This is a genomic window from Actinomycetospora sp. NBC_00405 (assembly GCF_036044095.1).
Classification (GTDB): Bacteria; Actinomycetota; Actinomycetes; order Mycobacteriales; family Pseudonocardiaceae; genus Actinomycetospora; species Actinomycetospora callitridis.
Genome location: NZ_CP107938.1, coordinates 1,438,003 through 1,451,896 on the forward strand (window position 1 = coordinate 1,438,003; position 13,894 = coordinate 1,451,896).

18 protein-coding genes are annotated in these 13,894 nt (G+C 74.6%); 10 read left to right on the forward strand and 8 right to left on the reverse strand.

The genetic code is table 11. The features are described 5' to 3' along the window. Nucleotides 1-12: 12 nt before the first annotated feature. Both OG774_RS07025 and OG774_RS07030 read right to left on the reverse strand, forming a co-directional pair. Entirely contained in the window at nt 13-1,200 is a 1,188-nt protein-coding gene (locus tag OG774_RS07025; RefSeq protein WP_328307975.1) for a glycosyltransferase, read from the reverse strand. Then, nucleotides 1,200-2,180, reverse strand: coding sequence for a glucosyl-3-phosphoglycerate synthase (locus tag OG774_RS07030; protein WP_328307977.1), 981 nt, complete (start codon nt 2,178-2,180; stop codon nt 1,200-1,202). The genes OG774_RS07025 and OG774_RS07030 overlap by 1 nt, the downstream gene beginning before the upstream one ends. A 43-nt stretch (nt 2,181-2,223) precedes the next feature. Here OG774_RS07030 and OG774_RS07035 point away from each other — a divergent pair, with 43 nt between their 5' ends. Both OG774_RS07035 and OG774_RS07040 read left to right on the forward strand, forming a co-directional pair. After that, nucleotides 2,224-3,207 carry a Gfo/Idh/MocA family protein gene (locus OG774_RS07035; RefSeq protein ID WP_328307979.1) on the forward strand — a complete coding sequence of 328 codons (984 nt, stop codon included), beginning with the start codon at nt 2,224-2,226 and terminating at the stop codon, nt 3,205-3,207. Then, entirely contained in the window at nt 3,204-4,292 is a 1,089-nt protein-coding gene (locus tag OG774_RS07040) for a zinc-dependent alcohol dehydrogenase (protein WP_328307981.1), read from the forward strand. The genes OG774_RS07035 and OG774_RS07040 overlap by 4 nt, the downstream gene beginning before the upstream one ends. 8 nt (nt 4,293-4,300) lie before the next feature. On the opposite strand, the gene OG774_RS07045 is transcribed toward OG774_RS07040, so the two are convergent. The 3 genes from OG774_RS07045 to OG774_RS07055 all read right to left on the reverse strand — a co-directional run bounded on the left by OG774_RS07045 (nt 4,301) and on the right by OG774_RS07055 (nt 6,352). Next, the gene (locus OG774_RS07045) at nt 4,301-4,453 is read right to left on the reverse strand and encodes a hypothetical protein (RefSeq protein ID WP_328307983.1); all 153 of its coding nucleotides are present in this window, start codon (nt 4,451-4,453) and stop codon (nt 4,301-4,303) included. An 84-nt stretch (nt 4,454-4,537) separates the two neighbouring features. Further along, nucleotides 4,538-4,711, reverse strand: coding sequence for a hypothetical protein (locus OG774_RS07050; protein ID WP_328307985.1), 174 nt, complete (start codon nt 4,709-4,711; stop codon nt 4,538-4,540). A 189-nt stretch (nt 4,712-4,900) separates the two neighbouring features. Further along, nucleotides 4,901-6,352: a DJ-1/PfpI family protein gene (locus OG774_RS07055; protein ID WP_328307988.1), complete on the reverse strand. Its 1,452-nt coding sequence runs from the start codon at nt 6,350-6,352 to the stop codon at nt 4,901-4,903. A 154-nt stretch (nt 6,353-6,506) separates the two neighbouring features. On the opposite strand from OG774_RS07055, the gene OG774_RS07060 reads away from it, so the two are divergent. After that, nucleotides 6,507-7,496: a GlxA family transcriptional regulator gene (locus OG774_RS07060; protein ID WP_328307990.1), complete on the forward strand. Its 990-nt coding sequence runs from the start codon at nt 6,507-6,509 to the stop codon at nt 7,494-7,496. A 112-nt stretch (nt 7,497-7,608) separates the two neighbouring features. Here the strand turns inward: OG774_RS07060 and OG774_RS07065 are convergent, their stop codons facing one another. Further along, nucleotides 7,609-8,286, reverse strand: a complete 678-nt coding sequence (locus tag OG774_RS07065; protein ID WP_328307992.1) for an AfsR/SARP family transcriptional regulator — start codon at nt 8,284-8,286, stop codon at nt 7,609-7,611. Between the two features lie 235 nt (nt 8,287-8,521). Here OG774_RS07065 and OG774_RS07070 point away from each other — a divergent pair, with 235 nt between their 5' ends. The 5 genes from OG774_RS07070 (at nt 8,522) to OG774_RS07090 (ending at nt 11,660) form a co-directional block, all read left to right on the forward strand. After that, complete coding sequence (locus OG774_RS07070) at nt 8,522-9,406, forward strand: manganese catalase family protein (RefSeq protein WP_328310836.1); 885 nt, start codon at nt 8,522-8,524, stop codon at nt 9,404-9,406. Between the two features lie 123 nt (nt 9,407-9,529). Continuing rightward, nucleotides 9,530-9,676 (forward strand): hypothetical protein, encoded by a 147-nt coding sequence (locus OG774_RS07075; RefSeq protein WP_328307994.1) that lies wholly within the window; start codon nt 9,530-9,532, stop codon nt 9,674-9,676. Nucleotides 9,677-9,722: 46 nt separating this feature from the next. Then, nucleotides 9,723-10,301 carry a hemerythrin domain-containing protein gene (locus OG774_RS07080; protein WP_328307996.1) on the forward strand — a complete coding sequence of 193 codons (579 nt, stop codon included), beginning with the start codon at nt 9,723-9,725 and terminating at the stop codon, nt 10,299-10,301. 115 nt (nt 10,302-10,416) lie between these two features. Next, on the forward strand, nt 10,417-11,376 hold the full coding sequence (locus OG774_RS07085; RefSeq protein WP_328307998.1) for a TIGR03557 family F420-dependent LLM class oxidoreductase: 960 nt from the start codon (nt 10,417-10,419) through the stop codon (nt 11,374-11,376). 41 nt (nt 11,377-11,417) lie between these two features. Further along, nucleotides 11,418-11,660 (forward strand): hypothetical protein, encoded by a 243-nt coding sequence (locus tag OG774_RS07090; RefSeq protein WP_328308000.1) that lies wholly within the window; start codon nt 11,418-11,420, stop codon nt 11,658-11,660. On the opposite strand, the gene OG774_RS07095 is transcribed toward OG774_RS07090, so the two are convergent. Continuing rightward, nucleotides 11,641-11,799, reverse strand: coding sequence for a hypothetical protein (locus OG774_RS07095; RefSeq protein WP_328308002.1), 159 nt, complete (start codon nt 11,797-11,799; stop codon nt 11,641-11,643). The genes OG774_RS07090 and OG774_RS07095 overlap by 20 nt on opposite strands. Before the next feature lie 35 nt (nt 11,800-11,834). Continuing rightward, nucleotides 11,835-12,524, reverse strand: coding sequence for a cytochrome P450 (locus OG774_RS07100; protein ID WP_328308004.1), 690 nt, complete (start codon nt 12,522-12,524; stop codon nt 11,835-11,837). 212 nt (nt 12,525-12,736) lie between these two features. Here OG774_RS07100 and OG774_RS07105 point away from each other — a divergent pair, with 212 nt between their 5' ends. Both OG774_RS07105 and OG774_RS07110 read left to right on the forward strand, forming a co-directional pair. Then, complete coding sequence (locus OG774_RS07105; RefSeq protein WP_328308006.1) at nt 12,737-12,865, forward strand: hypothetical protein; 129 nt, start codon at nt 12,737-12,739, stop codon at nt 12,863-12,865. A gap of 292 nt (nt 12,866-13,157) precedes the next feature. Next, on the forward strand, nt 13,158-13,892 hold the full coding sequence (locus OG774_RS07110) for a GAF and ANTAR domain-containing protein (RefSeq protein ID WP_328308008.1): 735 nt from the start codon (nt 13,158-13,160) through the stop codon (nt 13,890-13,892). The last annotated feature ends 2 nt before the right edge of the window (nt 13,893-13,894 follow it).

The following is a 13,894-nucleotide window of genomic DNA, read 5'->3' on the forward strand; positions in this document are numbered from 1 at the left end:
ACGTGGCCGACGTCAGCCGGTCGGGGTGAGGAGCGGCGAGCGGGCCGGGCCCGTCGCCAGCGCCAGCACCTCGCGGTAGAGCTCGAGGTAGCCGCGGGCCATCGCAGCGGGGGTGAAGCGACGCCGAGCCGCGGCCCGACAGGCGTCGCGGTCGAGGGACCGGTCGGCGCGGGCGGCGAGCAGTTCGGCGAGGGCGTCCTCGTCGTCGCGCGGAACGAGCAGACCGGTGCTGCCCTCGTCGAGGAGCTCGGGCAGGCATCCGCGCGCGTACCCGACGACGGGTGTTCCCAGGGCGAGCGACTCGACGACGCCGGTGCCGCCGGGCTCCTCCCACTGCAGGGGGCAGAGCTGGGCCGTGGCGCCGGCGACGAGCCGGTCACGCTCGGCGCCGCGCAGGGCACCCGCCCAGCGGACGCGGTCGCCGTCGATCAACGGGCTCACCTCGTCGAGGAACCAGCGGACGTCGGGGTGCTCCCGCGCCTGCGGGTCCGTGGCCAGCGCGGCCTCGAGCGCGGCGGCGCTGTGGTGGGGTCCGACGGGACCGGCGAGGACGACCCGCCGGCCCGTCCGGTGCGCGAGCCGGGCCGCCGCGTCCTGGCCCTTGGCGGGGGTGAGGCGCGCGAGGACGACGAGGTGGTCGGCCGGGTCCACCCGCGGGCCCGGCTCGTCGGCGAGCGGGGTGGCCAGGTGCACGTGCCCGAGCGCGTGGCGGCGCAGCGCGGGCGGCGCCCCCGCGAGCTGGGCGCCGGACACGCCGTTGACGAACACCCGCCCCTGGCCGTCGAATCGGCCGTAGAGCTCGGGGTGCTTCGCGAGGTCCCAATGCAGGGTGTGCAGGACCGGTGCGCCGGCGTCGGCGTAGGAGACGAGGCCCCAGGCCTCGAGGTGCGAGTGCACGAGGTCGATGTCGTCGCGGCCCCGCAGCTCCTGCCGCACGCGGTCGACGTGGGCGGCGACGACGCCCATCACCCGGTTGTAGGGCGCCGCGATCGCCGCGAAGCGGGGCTCGTCGAACGTGGTCACCCGATCGTCGACGTCGATGCGGCTGGTCCCCACGGTCGCGAGCACCACCCGGACCCCGTGGCGCCTCAGTTCCGGGATGAGGGTGGCCAGCACCGCCTCGATCCCCCCGTACCCCTCCGGCGGCACCGGCAGCCACGGGCCCGCGTCGACGAGGACCGTCAGGGGACGCCCGGCCATCAGGCCACCGGCCGGTAGTGGGCGAGGACCTCGCGCAGCGGCGGCCGCTCCTCGACGGCGACGTCGGTCTCGACCACCTCGCGGTCGAGGCCGGCCGGTCCCGGCGTCGAGGGACGTCGGAACTGCACGAGCGTCGTCATCTCGGGAACGTGCGTCAGCGTGCCCTGACGGGCCAGCCGGGCGGACGCGGCGAGCTGGATCTGGGCCGACATCCGCCCGAGCGTCTGCAGGTCGTGGTGTCGGTGCACCCGCACGCCCAGGTCGACCTGGGCCATGGCGTCGAGCCCCACGCGGTCGAGGACGTCGACGAGCATGCCCAGCTCGACGCCGTAGCCGGTGACGAACGGGATGGCCTCGAGCAGCTCGCGGCGCGCGGCGAACTCGCCGGCGAGCGGCTGCACGAACCCGGCCAGCTGCGGCCAGGCGAGGTTGAGGAGCGGGCGGGCGACGAGCTCGCTCACCCGGCCGCCGCCGTCGACGTCGACGGTGCCGTCACCGATCAGCGGCCGGTGGTAGAAGCCCTTGACGAAGGCGACGCCGGGATCGTCGAGCAGCGGGCCGAGCAGTCCGGTGACGAAGTCCGGCTCGACGTCACGCAGATCGGCGTCGATCGCGGCGACGAGGTCGCCGGTGCTCGCGGCGAGGCCCTTCCACAGCGCCTCGCCCTTGCCGTGCGCGGGGGCGAGACCCGACATCACCGAGTCCTGCCCGACCACGGTGGCGCCGGCGGCCGCCGCGACCTCGGCGGTGGCGTCCTGCGACCGGGAGTCGACGACGAGGACCTCGTCCACGAGACCGGTGCGGTCGACGAGGGCCTCGCGGATGACGGCGACGATCCGGCCGATCGTGGCGGCCTCGTCCCGGGCGGGGAGCACGAGGCCGACCCGTCTGCCGGCCTTCTGCTCGACCATGCGCTCGAGTTCCCAGTCCTCGGTGCGGCTGGTGCGACGGGAGAGCCAGCTGCGGACCTCGTGGAGCATGTCGCGTGGTGCCCGATTCGCACGATCGGGTACCAGCGCCCTCGTGATCGATACCGAGGTCAGGGTGGGGATCGTCGGGGCGGGCGGTGTCGCGCGCCGGCATGCCGAAGCACTGGCCTCGATGCCGGACGTGGGTCTGGTCGGCGTCACCGACCCGGACGGCGGACGCGCCGCGGACCTGGCTGCGACGGTGGGCACGACACCGGCGGACGACCTCGACGCGCTGCTGGCGCGGGGTGTCGACGCGGCCTGGGTCTGCGTGCCGCCGTTCGCCCACGGCGAAGTGGAGACACGGCTCGCCGTGGCCGGCGTCGCCCTGTTCGTCGAGAAGCCCCTGGGGCTCGATGTCGCGGCCGCGGAGCAGGTGCACGCCGCCGTCGTGACGGCCGGGGTGCCGACGTCGGTGGGTCACCATTGGCGATCGTCGGCCGTGGTGGCCCGCGCGCGCGAGTTGGTCGCGGGCCGGACCATCCGGCTGGTCAGCGCGACCTGGCTGGACAAGGTGCCCCCGGTGCCGTGGTGGGCGCAGCGCGGGTCCTCGGGCGGCCAGGTCGTCGAGCAGGCCGTGCACGTGCTCGACCTCGCGCGGCTGCTGGCCGGCGAGGTCACCGCGGTGCACGCCGTCGCCGACGCCGCCCCGCCCTCCCCCGGCACGGATGTCGACTCGGCCACCGCCGGCACGCTGCGCTTCGCCGGTGGGGCCGTCGGAACGCTCGCCGCCACCTGCCGCCTGGCCTGGAAGCACCGCGCGGGCATCGAGCTCTACGCCGACGACCTCGCGCTGAGCGTCAGCGAGGAGCAGCTGACCGTGCGCGACAGCGAGGGGATCCGGACCGTCGAGGTCGACCCCGCGGACGCCCGCACCGCCGCGGACCGCGCCTTCGTCGACCACCTCCTCGGGCGTCCCCCGTCCGGGGGCGGCATCGTCGTCGACTACGGCGAGGCCCTCCGCACCCACCGGCTCGCGTGCGCGTTGGCCGACTCCGTGGCCTCCGGCGGGCCGGTCGCCCTGGACGGTGCCCGATGACGGCCCAGGTCCTCGTCGTCGACGGCCCGGGCGACGTGCGCTTCGTGTCCGACGAGCCCTCCGGACCACTGCCGGACAGCGGTGTCGACGTGCGGACACGGTTCTCCGGGCTCTCCGCGGGCACCGACCTCAGCTGGGTCAAGGGCACCAACCCGATGCTGTCGTCCGCCTGGGACGCGGAGCTGGGGCTCTTCGACGACACCCGCCCCGGCGCCGGCTATCCCGTGCGGAAGGTCGGCTACATGCAGGTCGGCGAGGTCGTGGCCGCCGGCCGGTCGTCCGGGCGCACGGTCGGTGATCTCGTGGCGATGACCTACGGGCATCGCACCGCCCACCGCGCCGACCCGGCGAGCGAGCGGATCGTGCCGCTCCCCCACGGCCTCGACCCGATCCTCGGTATCTACGCCGCGCACATGGGTCCGATCTGCGCCAACGGCGTGTTGCACGCGGCGGCCGAGGACGGCGCGGAGGACCTCGACGCCGGCGTCCGTGACCGTACGGTGGCCGTCGTGGGCGCCGGTGTGGTGGGCCTCCTGACCGGACTGTTCGCCGCCGAGCGGGGCGCCGCGTCGGTCACCGTCCTCGACCCGACCCCGGGCCGGCGCGCCGTGGCCGAGAAGCTCGGCCTCGTCGCCCGCGACCCCGACGACCCGGGCACCGTCGCCGACCTCAAGCGCGGCTGGCGCCACGGGCCCGGCGACCACGGCGCCGACGTCGTGTTCCAGTGTCGCGGCCGGGCGGCGGCGTTGGCGCTGGCGCTGCGGCTGCTGCGCCCGCAGTCCACGGTGATCGACCTGGCGTTCTACGCCGACGGTGCCGACGCGGTCCGGCTCGGCGAGGAGTTCCACCACAACGGCCTCGGCGTGCGGTGCGCGCAGATCGGGCGCGTGCCACGGGCGCTCCGCGGGACGTGGAACCGCGACCGGCTCTCCGCCGTGACGCTCGACCTGCTCGCCGCCCGCGGCCCGGACATCGTCGAGCACCTCGTCACCGACCGCGTCCCGCTCCTCGAGGCCCCCGAACACCTCGTCGCCCTCGCCGACGGGCGCCGCCACGCCGGGCTCCAGACCGTCTACACGGCCTGAGCGAGCGCCTACCTGCTCGTTGCGTCCTCCTTGGTCTTCCTCTTGTCCCTCCCGTCTTCGATCGCCCCCCACGCGAGGACACCGACGACCGGAGCCACGGCCATCGCGACGAACTTCAGGGCAGAGCCGAGGACTTTCAGGGCAAGGCCGGAGAGGACCATGACGCGCTCCTGGGGTCGCGGGGCACCTGACGGCACAACGCTCCTCGGTGCGCGCGGGTGACGGCGTCGTTCGCACCAGCGCCGTCAGCGCCCTCCCTCGGGGAGCAGCAGGCGGGCGACCGCGAGGTCCGACAGGCCCATCCCCACGGACTTGAACACCGTCAGCCGGGGGCGCTCGGGCCGGGTGGTCCTGCCGGCGACGACATCGTGGAACGACGGCGAGGCCGGGTCGAACACGGGCGCACCTGTCGACGTCATCGGAAGCCTCCGGATCGAGGTGACGCCCGGGGTCGATGGCCTCCGACGTCGCTGTGATCCGGTCCATGAGGCCGCGCCGACTCATCAGACCAATACCAGCTCACGGATGAAGCGATAACCAAGAGGCGATGCGTCTCGAGGACGTCCTCGGCATCACGTCGTTCGAGGGGCGGGCCGGCGGCAGGATCCTCACCGGCGAGGCGGAGCCGGAGCGGCGCGGCGCCGGTGGACGAGGACGATCGCGGCGAGGGCCACGCCCAGACCGGCGAGGCCCAGGGCGAGCGCGCCGAGCGTGGGACCCCAGGGCCAGGACCGACCGGTGACCCGGAGGTCCGCGGCCGGGTACTCCAGGATCTCCGCCGTCCACCGCGCGGTGGGCACGTCCGTCGCGAGCGCCATGTCCTGCAGAGCCCCGTCGAACGCGAAGCCGGGCCGGGGGTGCAGGCGCGCGGTGGGGACGCCGACGGAGCCCGCGGCCGTGAGGGCCGCGGTCACCTCCGCGCCGCCGCCGGAACCGGGCACGAGGAGGCGGTCGGTGCCGCCGACGGCGTCCAGGCCCGCGCGCGGGACGAACGTCAGGCCGTGACGCGACCGGACGCCCCGTGGGTCGGCCGCGAGCGAGAGGGTGCGCGCGACCTTGCCCTCGGCGTAGGGGTCGAACGCCGACGCCAGCTCGAGCTCCCCGACGCCGTTGGCGAGCAGGACGCCCATGGTCGTCGTCCCGGACCGGAAGCCCAGGTTCAGCACGTGCACGGCGCCGTCGGTCGGCGTCACCGCGTGCGCCGGCAGCGTCGCCGGGACCCCGGGCGAGTAGTGCTGCCACCCGACGTCGGCAGCGGCCGCGGCGGCGGTCGCGGGCCCCGCCAGTCGCTCGACGACCCGCAGCGTCCCGTCCACCGACGAGAGCAGGCCCCCGGTCGTGACGACGTCGCCGTCGTCGACGTAGCGCAGCCCGCGCTGCCAGCGCACCGACGGGTGGTCCTCCTCGAGCCCGGCGAGCCGGTACCAGTGCGAGGTGGCCGGGCGCCCGTCGACCAGGCCCGCCTCGGCGACCACGCGGGCGCCCGTGCACACGCCCAGCACCAGGCCCTCGCCCGCGACGTCCCGCAGCCACGCCGTCACCGGAGCATCGTCGGCAGTGGTGCCGGGGTCGGTGTCCGGCATCTCGGGCACGACCGTGACGTCCGGGGCCGCCCCACCGAGCATCGCGGAGAGCTCGGCGAGGCCGAGGTCGGGCACGAGGTCGAGCCCCCCGAGCAGCGGCACCGGGCGACGCTCCGGCGCCACCGTGTAGACGTTGAACGCCCCCGTCGTGGCCAGGATGTCGAACGGCACCAGCGCATCGGCCACGTTCGCCCCGTGGTGGCCGACGACCACCACCGCCGTCGGCTTCCCCGGGTCGTGCGGGGGCCGTGCGGCGCCCATCGTCGACGCGGGGGCGGGCGCGGACGGCGGAGGCGGCGCGTACCGGCTGCGGTCGAACCCGGCCGAGCCCACGGCCAGCACGGCCGCCGGGACCACGGCGAACGCCAGCAGCAGCACCAGCCCCAGGGCGGCCACCCGCACCGACCGGCGCGCCCGCCCGTGCTCAAGGTGGCCACCCCCGGCCGGCTCCGGCGTCGTCCCCGTCCCAGCGCTCATCCTCCGACCCCTCCTGCCGAGCACGCCACGTGTGCGCCTTGCCGGCGATCGTCGGTGGGTCCGGCCGATCGGGCGAGGCCGCGGCGGCGGAGAGGTCCGCAATCCTGGGATTCGTGTCGTCCGGACAACGGGACGTCGGCTCTACGGTGGGCGCATGACGGATCGGCGGGTGGTCGTCGTCGGGTACGACGGGATCGAGCTGGTCGACGTCGCGTGCGTGACCACCGGCTTCGACCACGCCAACCGGCTAGGCGCCGACCCCGCGTACCGGGTCGCCCTGGCGACGTCGGTCGGCCGGGCGATCCACACCGACTCACAGCTCGAGCTGCGGGCCCAAGAACGCCTCGACACCCTCGACGGCCCGATCGACACGCTGGTCGTCTCCGGGGGGCTGGGCCACGAGAACGCCGCTCGCGACCACCGGCTGGTCGGCCAGGTCCGTCGCCTGGCAGGGCTCTCCCGCCGGACCGCCTCGGTGTGTACCGGGGCGACCCTGCTCGCCGCAGCGGGCCTGCTCGACGGACGACGGGCCACGACGCACTGGTTCTACGCGGAGCGGCTGGCGGCCCGGTACCCGCGCGTCCGCGTCGACGCGGGGCCGATCTACGTGCGGGACGGATCGCTGGCCACGTCGGGCGGGGTGACCGCCGCCCTCGACCTCACCCTGGCGTTCATCGAGGAGGACCACGGACCGGAGCTCGCCCGGCGGGTGGCGCTCGGAATGGTGAGCTACCTCCAGAGGCCCGGCAACCAGGCCCAGATGAGCATGTTCACCACGCTGCCGCGCCCGGAGCACGCGATCGTGCGGCAGGTGTGCGACCACGTGGTCACCCACCTCGAGGACGACCTCGCCGCCACGCGGCTGGCGGGTCTCGTCGGTGTCAGCGAGCGCCACCTGGCCCGGCTCTTCAACGAGCACGTGGGCCGGACACCGGCACGGTTCGTGCGCGACGCGCGCCTGGAGGCGGCGTCGCACCTGCTGGTCGAGACCGACGAGCCGACGAGCGCGGTCGCGCGCCGGTGCGGGTTCGCCTCGGGCGAGTCGCTGCGGCAGGCGTTCGTGGCGAAGTTCGCGACGTCACCGTCACGCTTCCGGTCGGCCCACGGGTCGTCGCACGGACGGCGTCCGGTTCCATCGCCGTGAGGCGGTCCCGACGGCGGGTCGCGGCGTCGGACGAGAAGGCGGTGTCCGGATCCGCACCGAGCCGATGCGGATCCCTGATGACGGGCTGGCCCGTCCGACCGCTCCCCGCCGCTCAGGGACCGCTGTGGCGGACGTCGTCGACGAGACTGCGCATCGCCGAGGACGGGGGCAGCCCGAGCTCGGCCTGGAGCAGGCGACGGAAGCCGTCGTACTGGCGCAGGGCCTCGCCGGCGTTGCCCTCGGCGAGGTGGACCTGCATGACCTGTCGGTGCGCGGTCTCACGCAGGGGCTCGCTCTGCACCGCGAGCAGGCCCAGCCGCAGCGCGTCGGCGTAGCGCGACTGGTCGCGGTGGCGGGCGCACATGTCCTCGAGGGCGTGCAGGCGCAGCTGCCGGTAGCGCTCGCGCTCGAAGAACACCCACGGGTCGTCCCAGCCCGGGAGCAGGTCGCCGGCGAGCAGGTCGAGCTCGCGCCCCTCCGCGTCCCCGGCCTCCACCCGCCAGAGGTCGACGACGACGTGGTCGGCGAGCCCGATGTGCCCGCCCTCGGCCTCCACCAGCGGACCCGTGTCGGGTCGCGGCAGGCGCCAGAGCGTGGAGCGGAGGTTGGACGACGCCCGGGCCTCGCTCGAGTCCCCCCACAGGGCGCCGGTGAGCTGATCACGGCGCAGCGGCACCCGGTGCAGCGCGAGATAGGCGAGCAGGCGCTCCCCCCGCGGCGAGAGCAGCTGCGGTCGTCCTGCCACTCGGCACGAGAAGCGGCCGAGCACGGTCAGCTCCGTCGGATCCATCCGAGCCTCCGCCCGTCGGTGCACGGTGCGGCTCGCGATTGAACCCCTCGCCCCCAGCCTGGGGGCCCGGGGACGCCCCGGCAACCCGGAGTGGGGACGCGCGCGTGACGACACGGTGACGCGGCGCGTGATGCCCCGGGGCACGCGCGACGCCACGGCGCGCGGACGGCCGTTCGGCATGGTCCGTCGTGTCGTCGGCGGCTCCGCCGGCGCGTCCCGTCCGCGAGGAGTGCTCGTGTTCTTCCACTACAAGGGACTGCAGTTCGAGTCCACGCCCGAGCGCCCCGACCCGGTGCTCGCGATGAAGCTCCAGGAGCTCCTGGGGGGACACTGGGGCGAGCTCACGGTGGCGATGCAGTACCTGATGCAGGGCTGGAACTGCCGCATCCCCGGCAAGTACAAGGACCTGCTGCTCGACACCGGGACCGAGGAGCTGGCCCACGTCGAGATGATCTCGAACATGATCGCGAAGCTGCTCGAGGGCGCGCCCGCCGAGCAGACCGCCCGGGCCTGCGAGGACAACCCGATGCTCGCCGCGATCGTCGGCGGCCAGAACCCGCAGCACTCCATCGTCTCCGGCGGCGGGCCCGTGCTCGCCGACTCGGCGGGGACGCCCTGGAGCGGCAAGTGGATCGTCGCCAGCGGCAACCTGCTCGCCGACTTCCGGGTCAACGCCGCGGCCGAGGGCCAGAGCAAGATCCAGGCGGCCCGGGTCTATAACATGACCGACGACCCCGGCGTCAAGAAGATGCTCAAGTTCAACCTGGCCCGCGACTCGATGCACCAGAACCAGTGGCTCGCCGCGATCGAGGAGCTCAAGGACGAGGGACTCGAGTACGACCCGGTGCCGGCCGGGATCATCGACGAGGAGTTCGATGAGTACTCCGGCCAGCTGTGGAACCTCTCGGCCGGCAGCGACTCCTCGCAGGGGCGCTGGGCCTCCGGGGAGCGACCCGACGGGCGCGGCTCGTTCAGCTACGTCGACAGCCCGGAGCCGCTGGCCGCGGAGCCCACGCCGCCCTCGGCCGACCCGTACCTGTACGCCACGGTCCCGGGCGGTCCGAACGGTCAGCGGCCCGACGGCACCCGTGACGGCGTGTCGGCGTCCCGCGGCGTCTGACCGGCCGACCCCGAGGAGGAGACGTGCTCCAGCCCGCGCGATCGCGGCGGTGGCCGGACCCGAGCGCCGAGGTGCTCGCCGGCGGCGGCGCGGCGCTGGGGGCTCGTCCTCATCGGCGTCGGGATGGCGGTCCACGCCGCCGGCGGTCCGACGGCGCTCCAGCTCGTCCTCGCGGTGGCGGCGCCGGCGGTGCGTCCGCTCGCCGTCCTGGCCCACCGGCGCCGGCACCGCACTCCGCCGGCGCCGGTGGGGTACACCCCCGACGGTTGAGCTCCCAGCCGGCCTCGACGACCCACCACGAACCGACGGGAGTCCCATGACCACCGCGTCCCAGCACCGGCAGTCGACCGACCTGATCGACGTCCTCGCCGCCGAGCACCGCGAGGTGGAGGCCCTCTTCGCCGAGCTCGAGGCCCGCTTCGGCGCCTCGGGCCCGGAGGTCGAGGACATCGCCCAGCGTGTGGTGACCCGGCTGGTGCAGCACTCCGTGGCCGAGGAGGTGCACCTCTACCCGCTCGTGCGGCGGGTCCTCGACGACGGCGACGCGCTCGCCGAGCGCGAGATCGCCGAGCACGACGCCGCCGAACGCACGATGAAGCGCCTCGAGGCCCTCCCGGCCCGGAGCGCCGACTTCTGGATGACCTACCGCATCCTCACCAACCTCATCGCCCAGCACGTGGGCGAGGAGGAGCAGTACCTCTTCCCGCGTCTCGCCGCGGCGGTCGCGAAGGAGGACCGCGAGCAGATCGGCGACCGCATCCTGTCGACGGAGAAGACCGCGCCGACCCGTCCGCACCCCGCCTCACCGTCGGAGGGCGGCGCGCTGGCCGCGCTCGCCCCGGGAGCCGGTCTGGTGGACCGCCTCCGCGACGCGCTCACCGGGCGCGGCCGGTGAGCTGATCCGGACGGCGCACCGGCGCGGGTCCCGGGGGTGCGGGTGGGTAGGCCCCCCGGGACGGCGCTCGACCTCACGGGCCGCACGACCCGACCACCCGACCTGGGGGCCTTCCGTGACGTCCTACGGCTACTTCCTGTCGTGCGAGCAGTACGGCCCGCACGAGCTCGTGGACCAGGCGCGGCGCGCCGAGGCCGCCGGCTTCGAGCGCCTGTGGATCTCCGACCACTTCCATCCGTGGCTCGACGAGCAGGGGCAGAGCCCGTTCGTGTGGTCGGTGGTCGGGGCCCTGTCGCAGGTCACCACGCTGCCGATCTCGACCGCGGTGACCTGCCCGACGATCCGCGTCCACCCCGCGATCGTGGCGCAGGCCGCGGCCACCGCCGCGGTGCAGACCGAGGGACGCTTCGTGCTCGGGGTGGGCAGCGGGGAAGCACTCAACGAGCACGTCCTCGGCGACCGGTGGCCGCCGGTCGCCGAGCGCCTGGAGATGCTCACCGAGGCCGTCGAGGTGATCCGTGCCCTGCACGGCGGGGGCGTGGTCAACCACCGCGGGCGGCACTACCGCGTCGAGGACGCCCGCTTGTACACCGTGCCCGAGCAGCCGGTCCCCATCTACGTCTCGGGCTTCGGGCCGCAGGCCGCCACGCTCGCCGGGCAGATCGGCGACGGGTACTGCGGCGTCTCCCCCGACGCGTCGCTGGTGCAGACGTTCCGCGACGCCGGCGGCGGCGCCGCGCCCGCGCAGGCCGGGACCAAGGTCTGCTGGGCCGGCAGCGTCGACGAGGGCATCGACATCGCCCACCGGCTCTGGCCCAACGACGCCCTGCCGGGCCAGCTCGCCCAGACCCTGCCCCGCCCGCAGGACTTCGCCGACGCGACCGGCCTCGTCGACCGGGACGCGATCGCCGCCACGTTCTCCTGCGGCCCGGACGTCGACGCCCACGTCGGGCAGCTGGCCTCCTACGCCGACGCCGGCTACGACGAGGTGTACGTCCAGCAGATCGGGCCCGACCACGACGACTTCTTCGCCGCATACCGGAACGAGGTGCTCCCGGCACTGCGCGCCCGGTGACGCCGGATCGCGACACATCTGGCTCACAGCCCGGCGGAGCGGTGCTCGGTCTGCCGGTGGACGGCGACTGGCGGGCACCGTGGCCGGACCGGGACGGACGGCCCTGGCTCACCCGTCGGCGGGACGACCTGGCCTTCACCCGCGAGCACCTGCTGCCGTGGGCCGGCGAACGGCTGCGCAGGCGACCCGCGGGGATCGGTCGGGCGGCGAAGCGCCCCCACCTCCTGCCCTGGCGCACCGTCACCAGCCCCGAGGACGTCGCGATCAGCGTGCCGGATCGCTGACGGTGTCCAGCCGCGGGAACACGATCTCGTGGATCAGGAGGTGGACGGTGGCGGCCACCGGGATGGCGATCAGCACACCGACGATGCCGTCGAGCGGCCCTCCCACCAGGACCGCGACCAGCGTGAGCAGCGCCGGCACCCTCACCACCGTGGGCGCCTGATCCCGGCCGGTCATCACGGCCGCCCCCGGTCGGAGACCGCGAACCGGACGTCGAAGGGACTCAGGGTGGCCGGCAGCGGACGGGCCGGGTCCAGTCGGTCCGGACCGAGCAACCGGAACTCGTGGGATCGCAGGAGGCAGGCCAGGAAGGTGCTGGTGGTCAGCAGCACCAGGTTCTGGCCGGGGCACACGCCGGGCCCCTCACTGAAGGGGATCAGCGGCCAGTCGCCGTGGCCGCGCTCGTCGAGCCACACCTCCGGGGCGAACCGGTCGGCGTAGTCCAGCGTGCGGGCGTCACGGTGGAAGTACGGCGCGTAGATCAGGAACCCGGTGCCTGCGGGCAGGGTCCCGCTGGGCCAGGTCGTCTCGGTCGTGGAGTCACGCAGGACCGCAGGAGTGGTCGGCCACAGCCGTACCGACTCCAGCATCGCGGCCCGCGTCCGTCGCAGCTCCTGCGGGGTCGACAGGTCGACGCCGTCGATCTCCTCGCGGACCTCCCGGGCGGGCTCGGGGTGGGTCGCCAGCAGCGCCAGGGCCCGGATCGCCACCATCCCCGCCGGGTCGAACGCGAAGAGCCACTGCGGGACCTGGTCGACGGGGTCCGTGCGCGTGGCCCGGGGCGTCTCGGCGATCAGCGCGGCGAGGCTGCCGGGCTCGGCGCGCTCGAGATGGGTGCGCAGGCGCTGCTTGAAGCGGTCGTACACCGAGGCCCGACGCGGCAGCAGGTAGGACCAGTTGGCCTCCGCGCACAGGCGGCTCAGGAGGTCGGTTACGGCTGAACACCCTCGCGCACTGGGGCTACGGCACCGTCTGGGGGCTCGGGCGGGGCGCTCTCGACCTGGCCGGGCTGCGCGGGCCCCCCCCTGGCCTCCCTGCTGCACCTCGCCGCCGCGTCCTGGGCGCCGAGCAGGTGATGATGCCCGCACTCGGTCTCGGCTCGCCGACCCCTCGCTACGGGGCCTCGGCCGCCGCCACCGACGCCTGGCACCACCTGGTCTACGCCGGCGCCACCGGCCTGGCCTACGACGCGCTGGCCGGGCGCTGACGCTCCCGGCCGGCGATCCGCCCCAGCTCATCGGCGGCGGGGTCGCGCCGCCCCGCCGACCACGGTGAGCGGTTGTACGGTGGCTCTCCGGTCGACCTCACGGCCGTGAGCCGGACACGAGGCTGCCACCGCTGACCCGCCTGTCTCGGTCCCGGTCCCCGTGCGTTCCCGACCGTCGCGCCCGACTCGAGCGGGCAGATCGCAGCGCTCGGCGCTCCAGCCCTGCTCCACCGATGCACCTGATGCGTCGCGGACAGCCGCCACCTGTGCCTCGTCGACGAGGAGCATGATCATGACCACCGGACCCGACCAGATCGTCGTCGCCCTGCGGACGGCGGCGCGCCACCTGGCCGAGCGCCAGAGCATCCGCGACCTCGAAGAGACGCTGAGCCAGATCGTCGCGTCGGCCGTCCAGACGATCCCCGGCGCGGACGCCGGCAGCCTGTCCATGACCGACAAGGGCCGCATCGAGACCCGCCACCCCACCACCGATCTGATCGGCAAGCTCGACCACACCCAGAGCGAGGTGGGTGAAGGCCCCTGCATCAGCGCGATCGAGGACCCGCCCGAGAGCGGGATCATCCTCGCCCAGGACCTCGCCGGCGACGACGCGGAACGCTGGCCGAACTTCGCGCCGCACGCGGTCGAGGCCGGCTACCGGGCGCTGCTCTCGACCCACCTGGCCACCGACGGCAGCCTCCGCGCGGCCCTCAACCTCTACTCGACCACCCCGAACGCCTTCGACGACCACTCCCGCGTCCTCGCCGGCCTGTTCGGTGTCCAGGCGGGGCTGCTGCTCTACGGCGCCCACCAGGCGCACCACCTACGGCGCGCGATCGACAACCGCGACGTCATCGGCCGAGCCAAGGGCATCCTCGCCGAGCGCTTCGGGGTCGACGACGATGACGCGTTCCGGATGTTGGTCAAGTCCTCCCAGGACACCAACCTCAAGCTCACGGCGGTCGCGCAATGGCTCACCGAGAGCACGAGCCCGACCGTCGCACGCTCCGGGCACGACCCCTCGTGATC

Bases quoted from the DNA above. Each gene is read 5' to 3' on its own strand.
- OG774_RS07065 (WP_328307992.1), bottom strand. From the start codon at position 8,286: ATGGATCCGACGGAGCTGACCGTGCTCGGCCGCTTCTCGTGCCGAGTG.
- OG774_RS07075 (WP_328307994.1), top strand. From the start codon at position 9,530: ATGGCGGTCCACGCCGCCGGCGGTCCGACGGCGCTCCAGCTCGTCCTC.
- OG774_RS07040 (WP_328307981.1), top strand. From the start codon at position 3,204: ATGACGGCCCAGGTCCTCGTCGTCGACGGCCCGGGCGACGTGCGCTTC.
- OG774_RS07055 (WP_328307988.1), bottom strand. From the start codon at position 6,352: ATGAGCGCTGGGACGGGGACGACGCCGGAGCCGGCCGGGGGTGGCCAC.
- OG774_RS07105 (WP_328308006.1), top strand. From the start codon at position 12,737: ATGCCCGCACTCGGTCTCGGCTCGCCGACCCCTCGCTACGGGGCCTCG.
- OG774_RS07080 (WP_328307996.1), top strand. From the start codon at position 9,723: ATGACCACCGCGTCCCAGCACCGGCAGTCGACCGACCTGATCGACGTC.
- OG774_RS07110 (WP_328308008.1), top strand. From the start codon at position 13,158: ATGACCACCGGACCCGACCAGATCGTCGTCGCCCTGCGGACGGCGGCG.
- OG774_RS07060 (WP_328307990.1), top strand. From the start codon at position 6,507: ATGACGGATCGGCGGGTGGTCGTCGTCGGGTACGACGGGATCGAGCTG.
- OG774_RS07025 (WP_328307975.1), bottom strand. From the start codon at position 1,200: ATGGCCGGGCGTCCCCTGACGGTCCTCGTCGACGCGGGCCCGTGGCTG.
- OG774_RS07045 (WP_328307983.1), bottom strand. From the start codon at position 4,453: ATGGTCCTCTCCGGCCTTGCCCTGAAAGTCCTCGGCTCTGCCCTGAAG.
- OG774_RS07030 (WP_328307977.1), bottom strand. From the start codon at position 2,180: ATGCTCCACGAGGTCCGCAGCTGGCTCTCCCGTCGCACCAGCCGCACC.
- OG774_RS07050 (WP_328307985.1), bottom strand. From the start codon at position 4,711: ATGACGTCGACAGGTGCGCCCGTGTTCGACCCGGCCTCGCCGTCGTTC.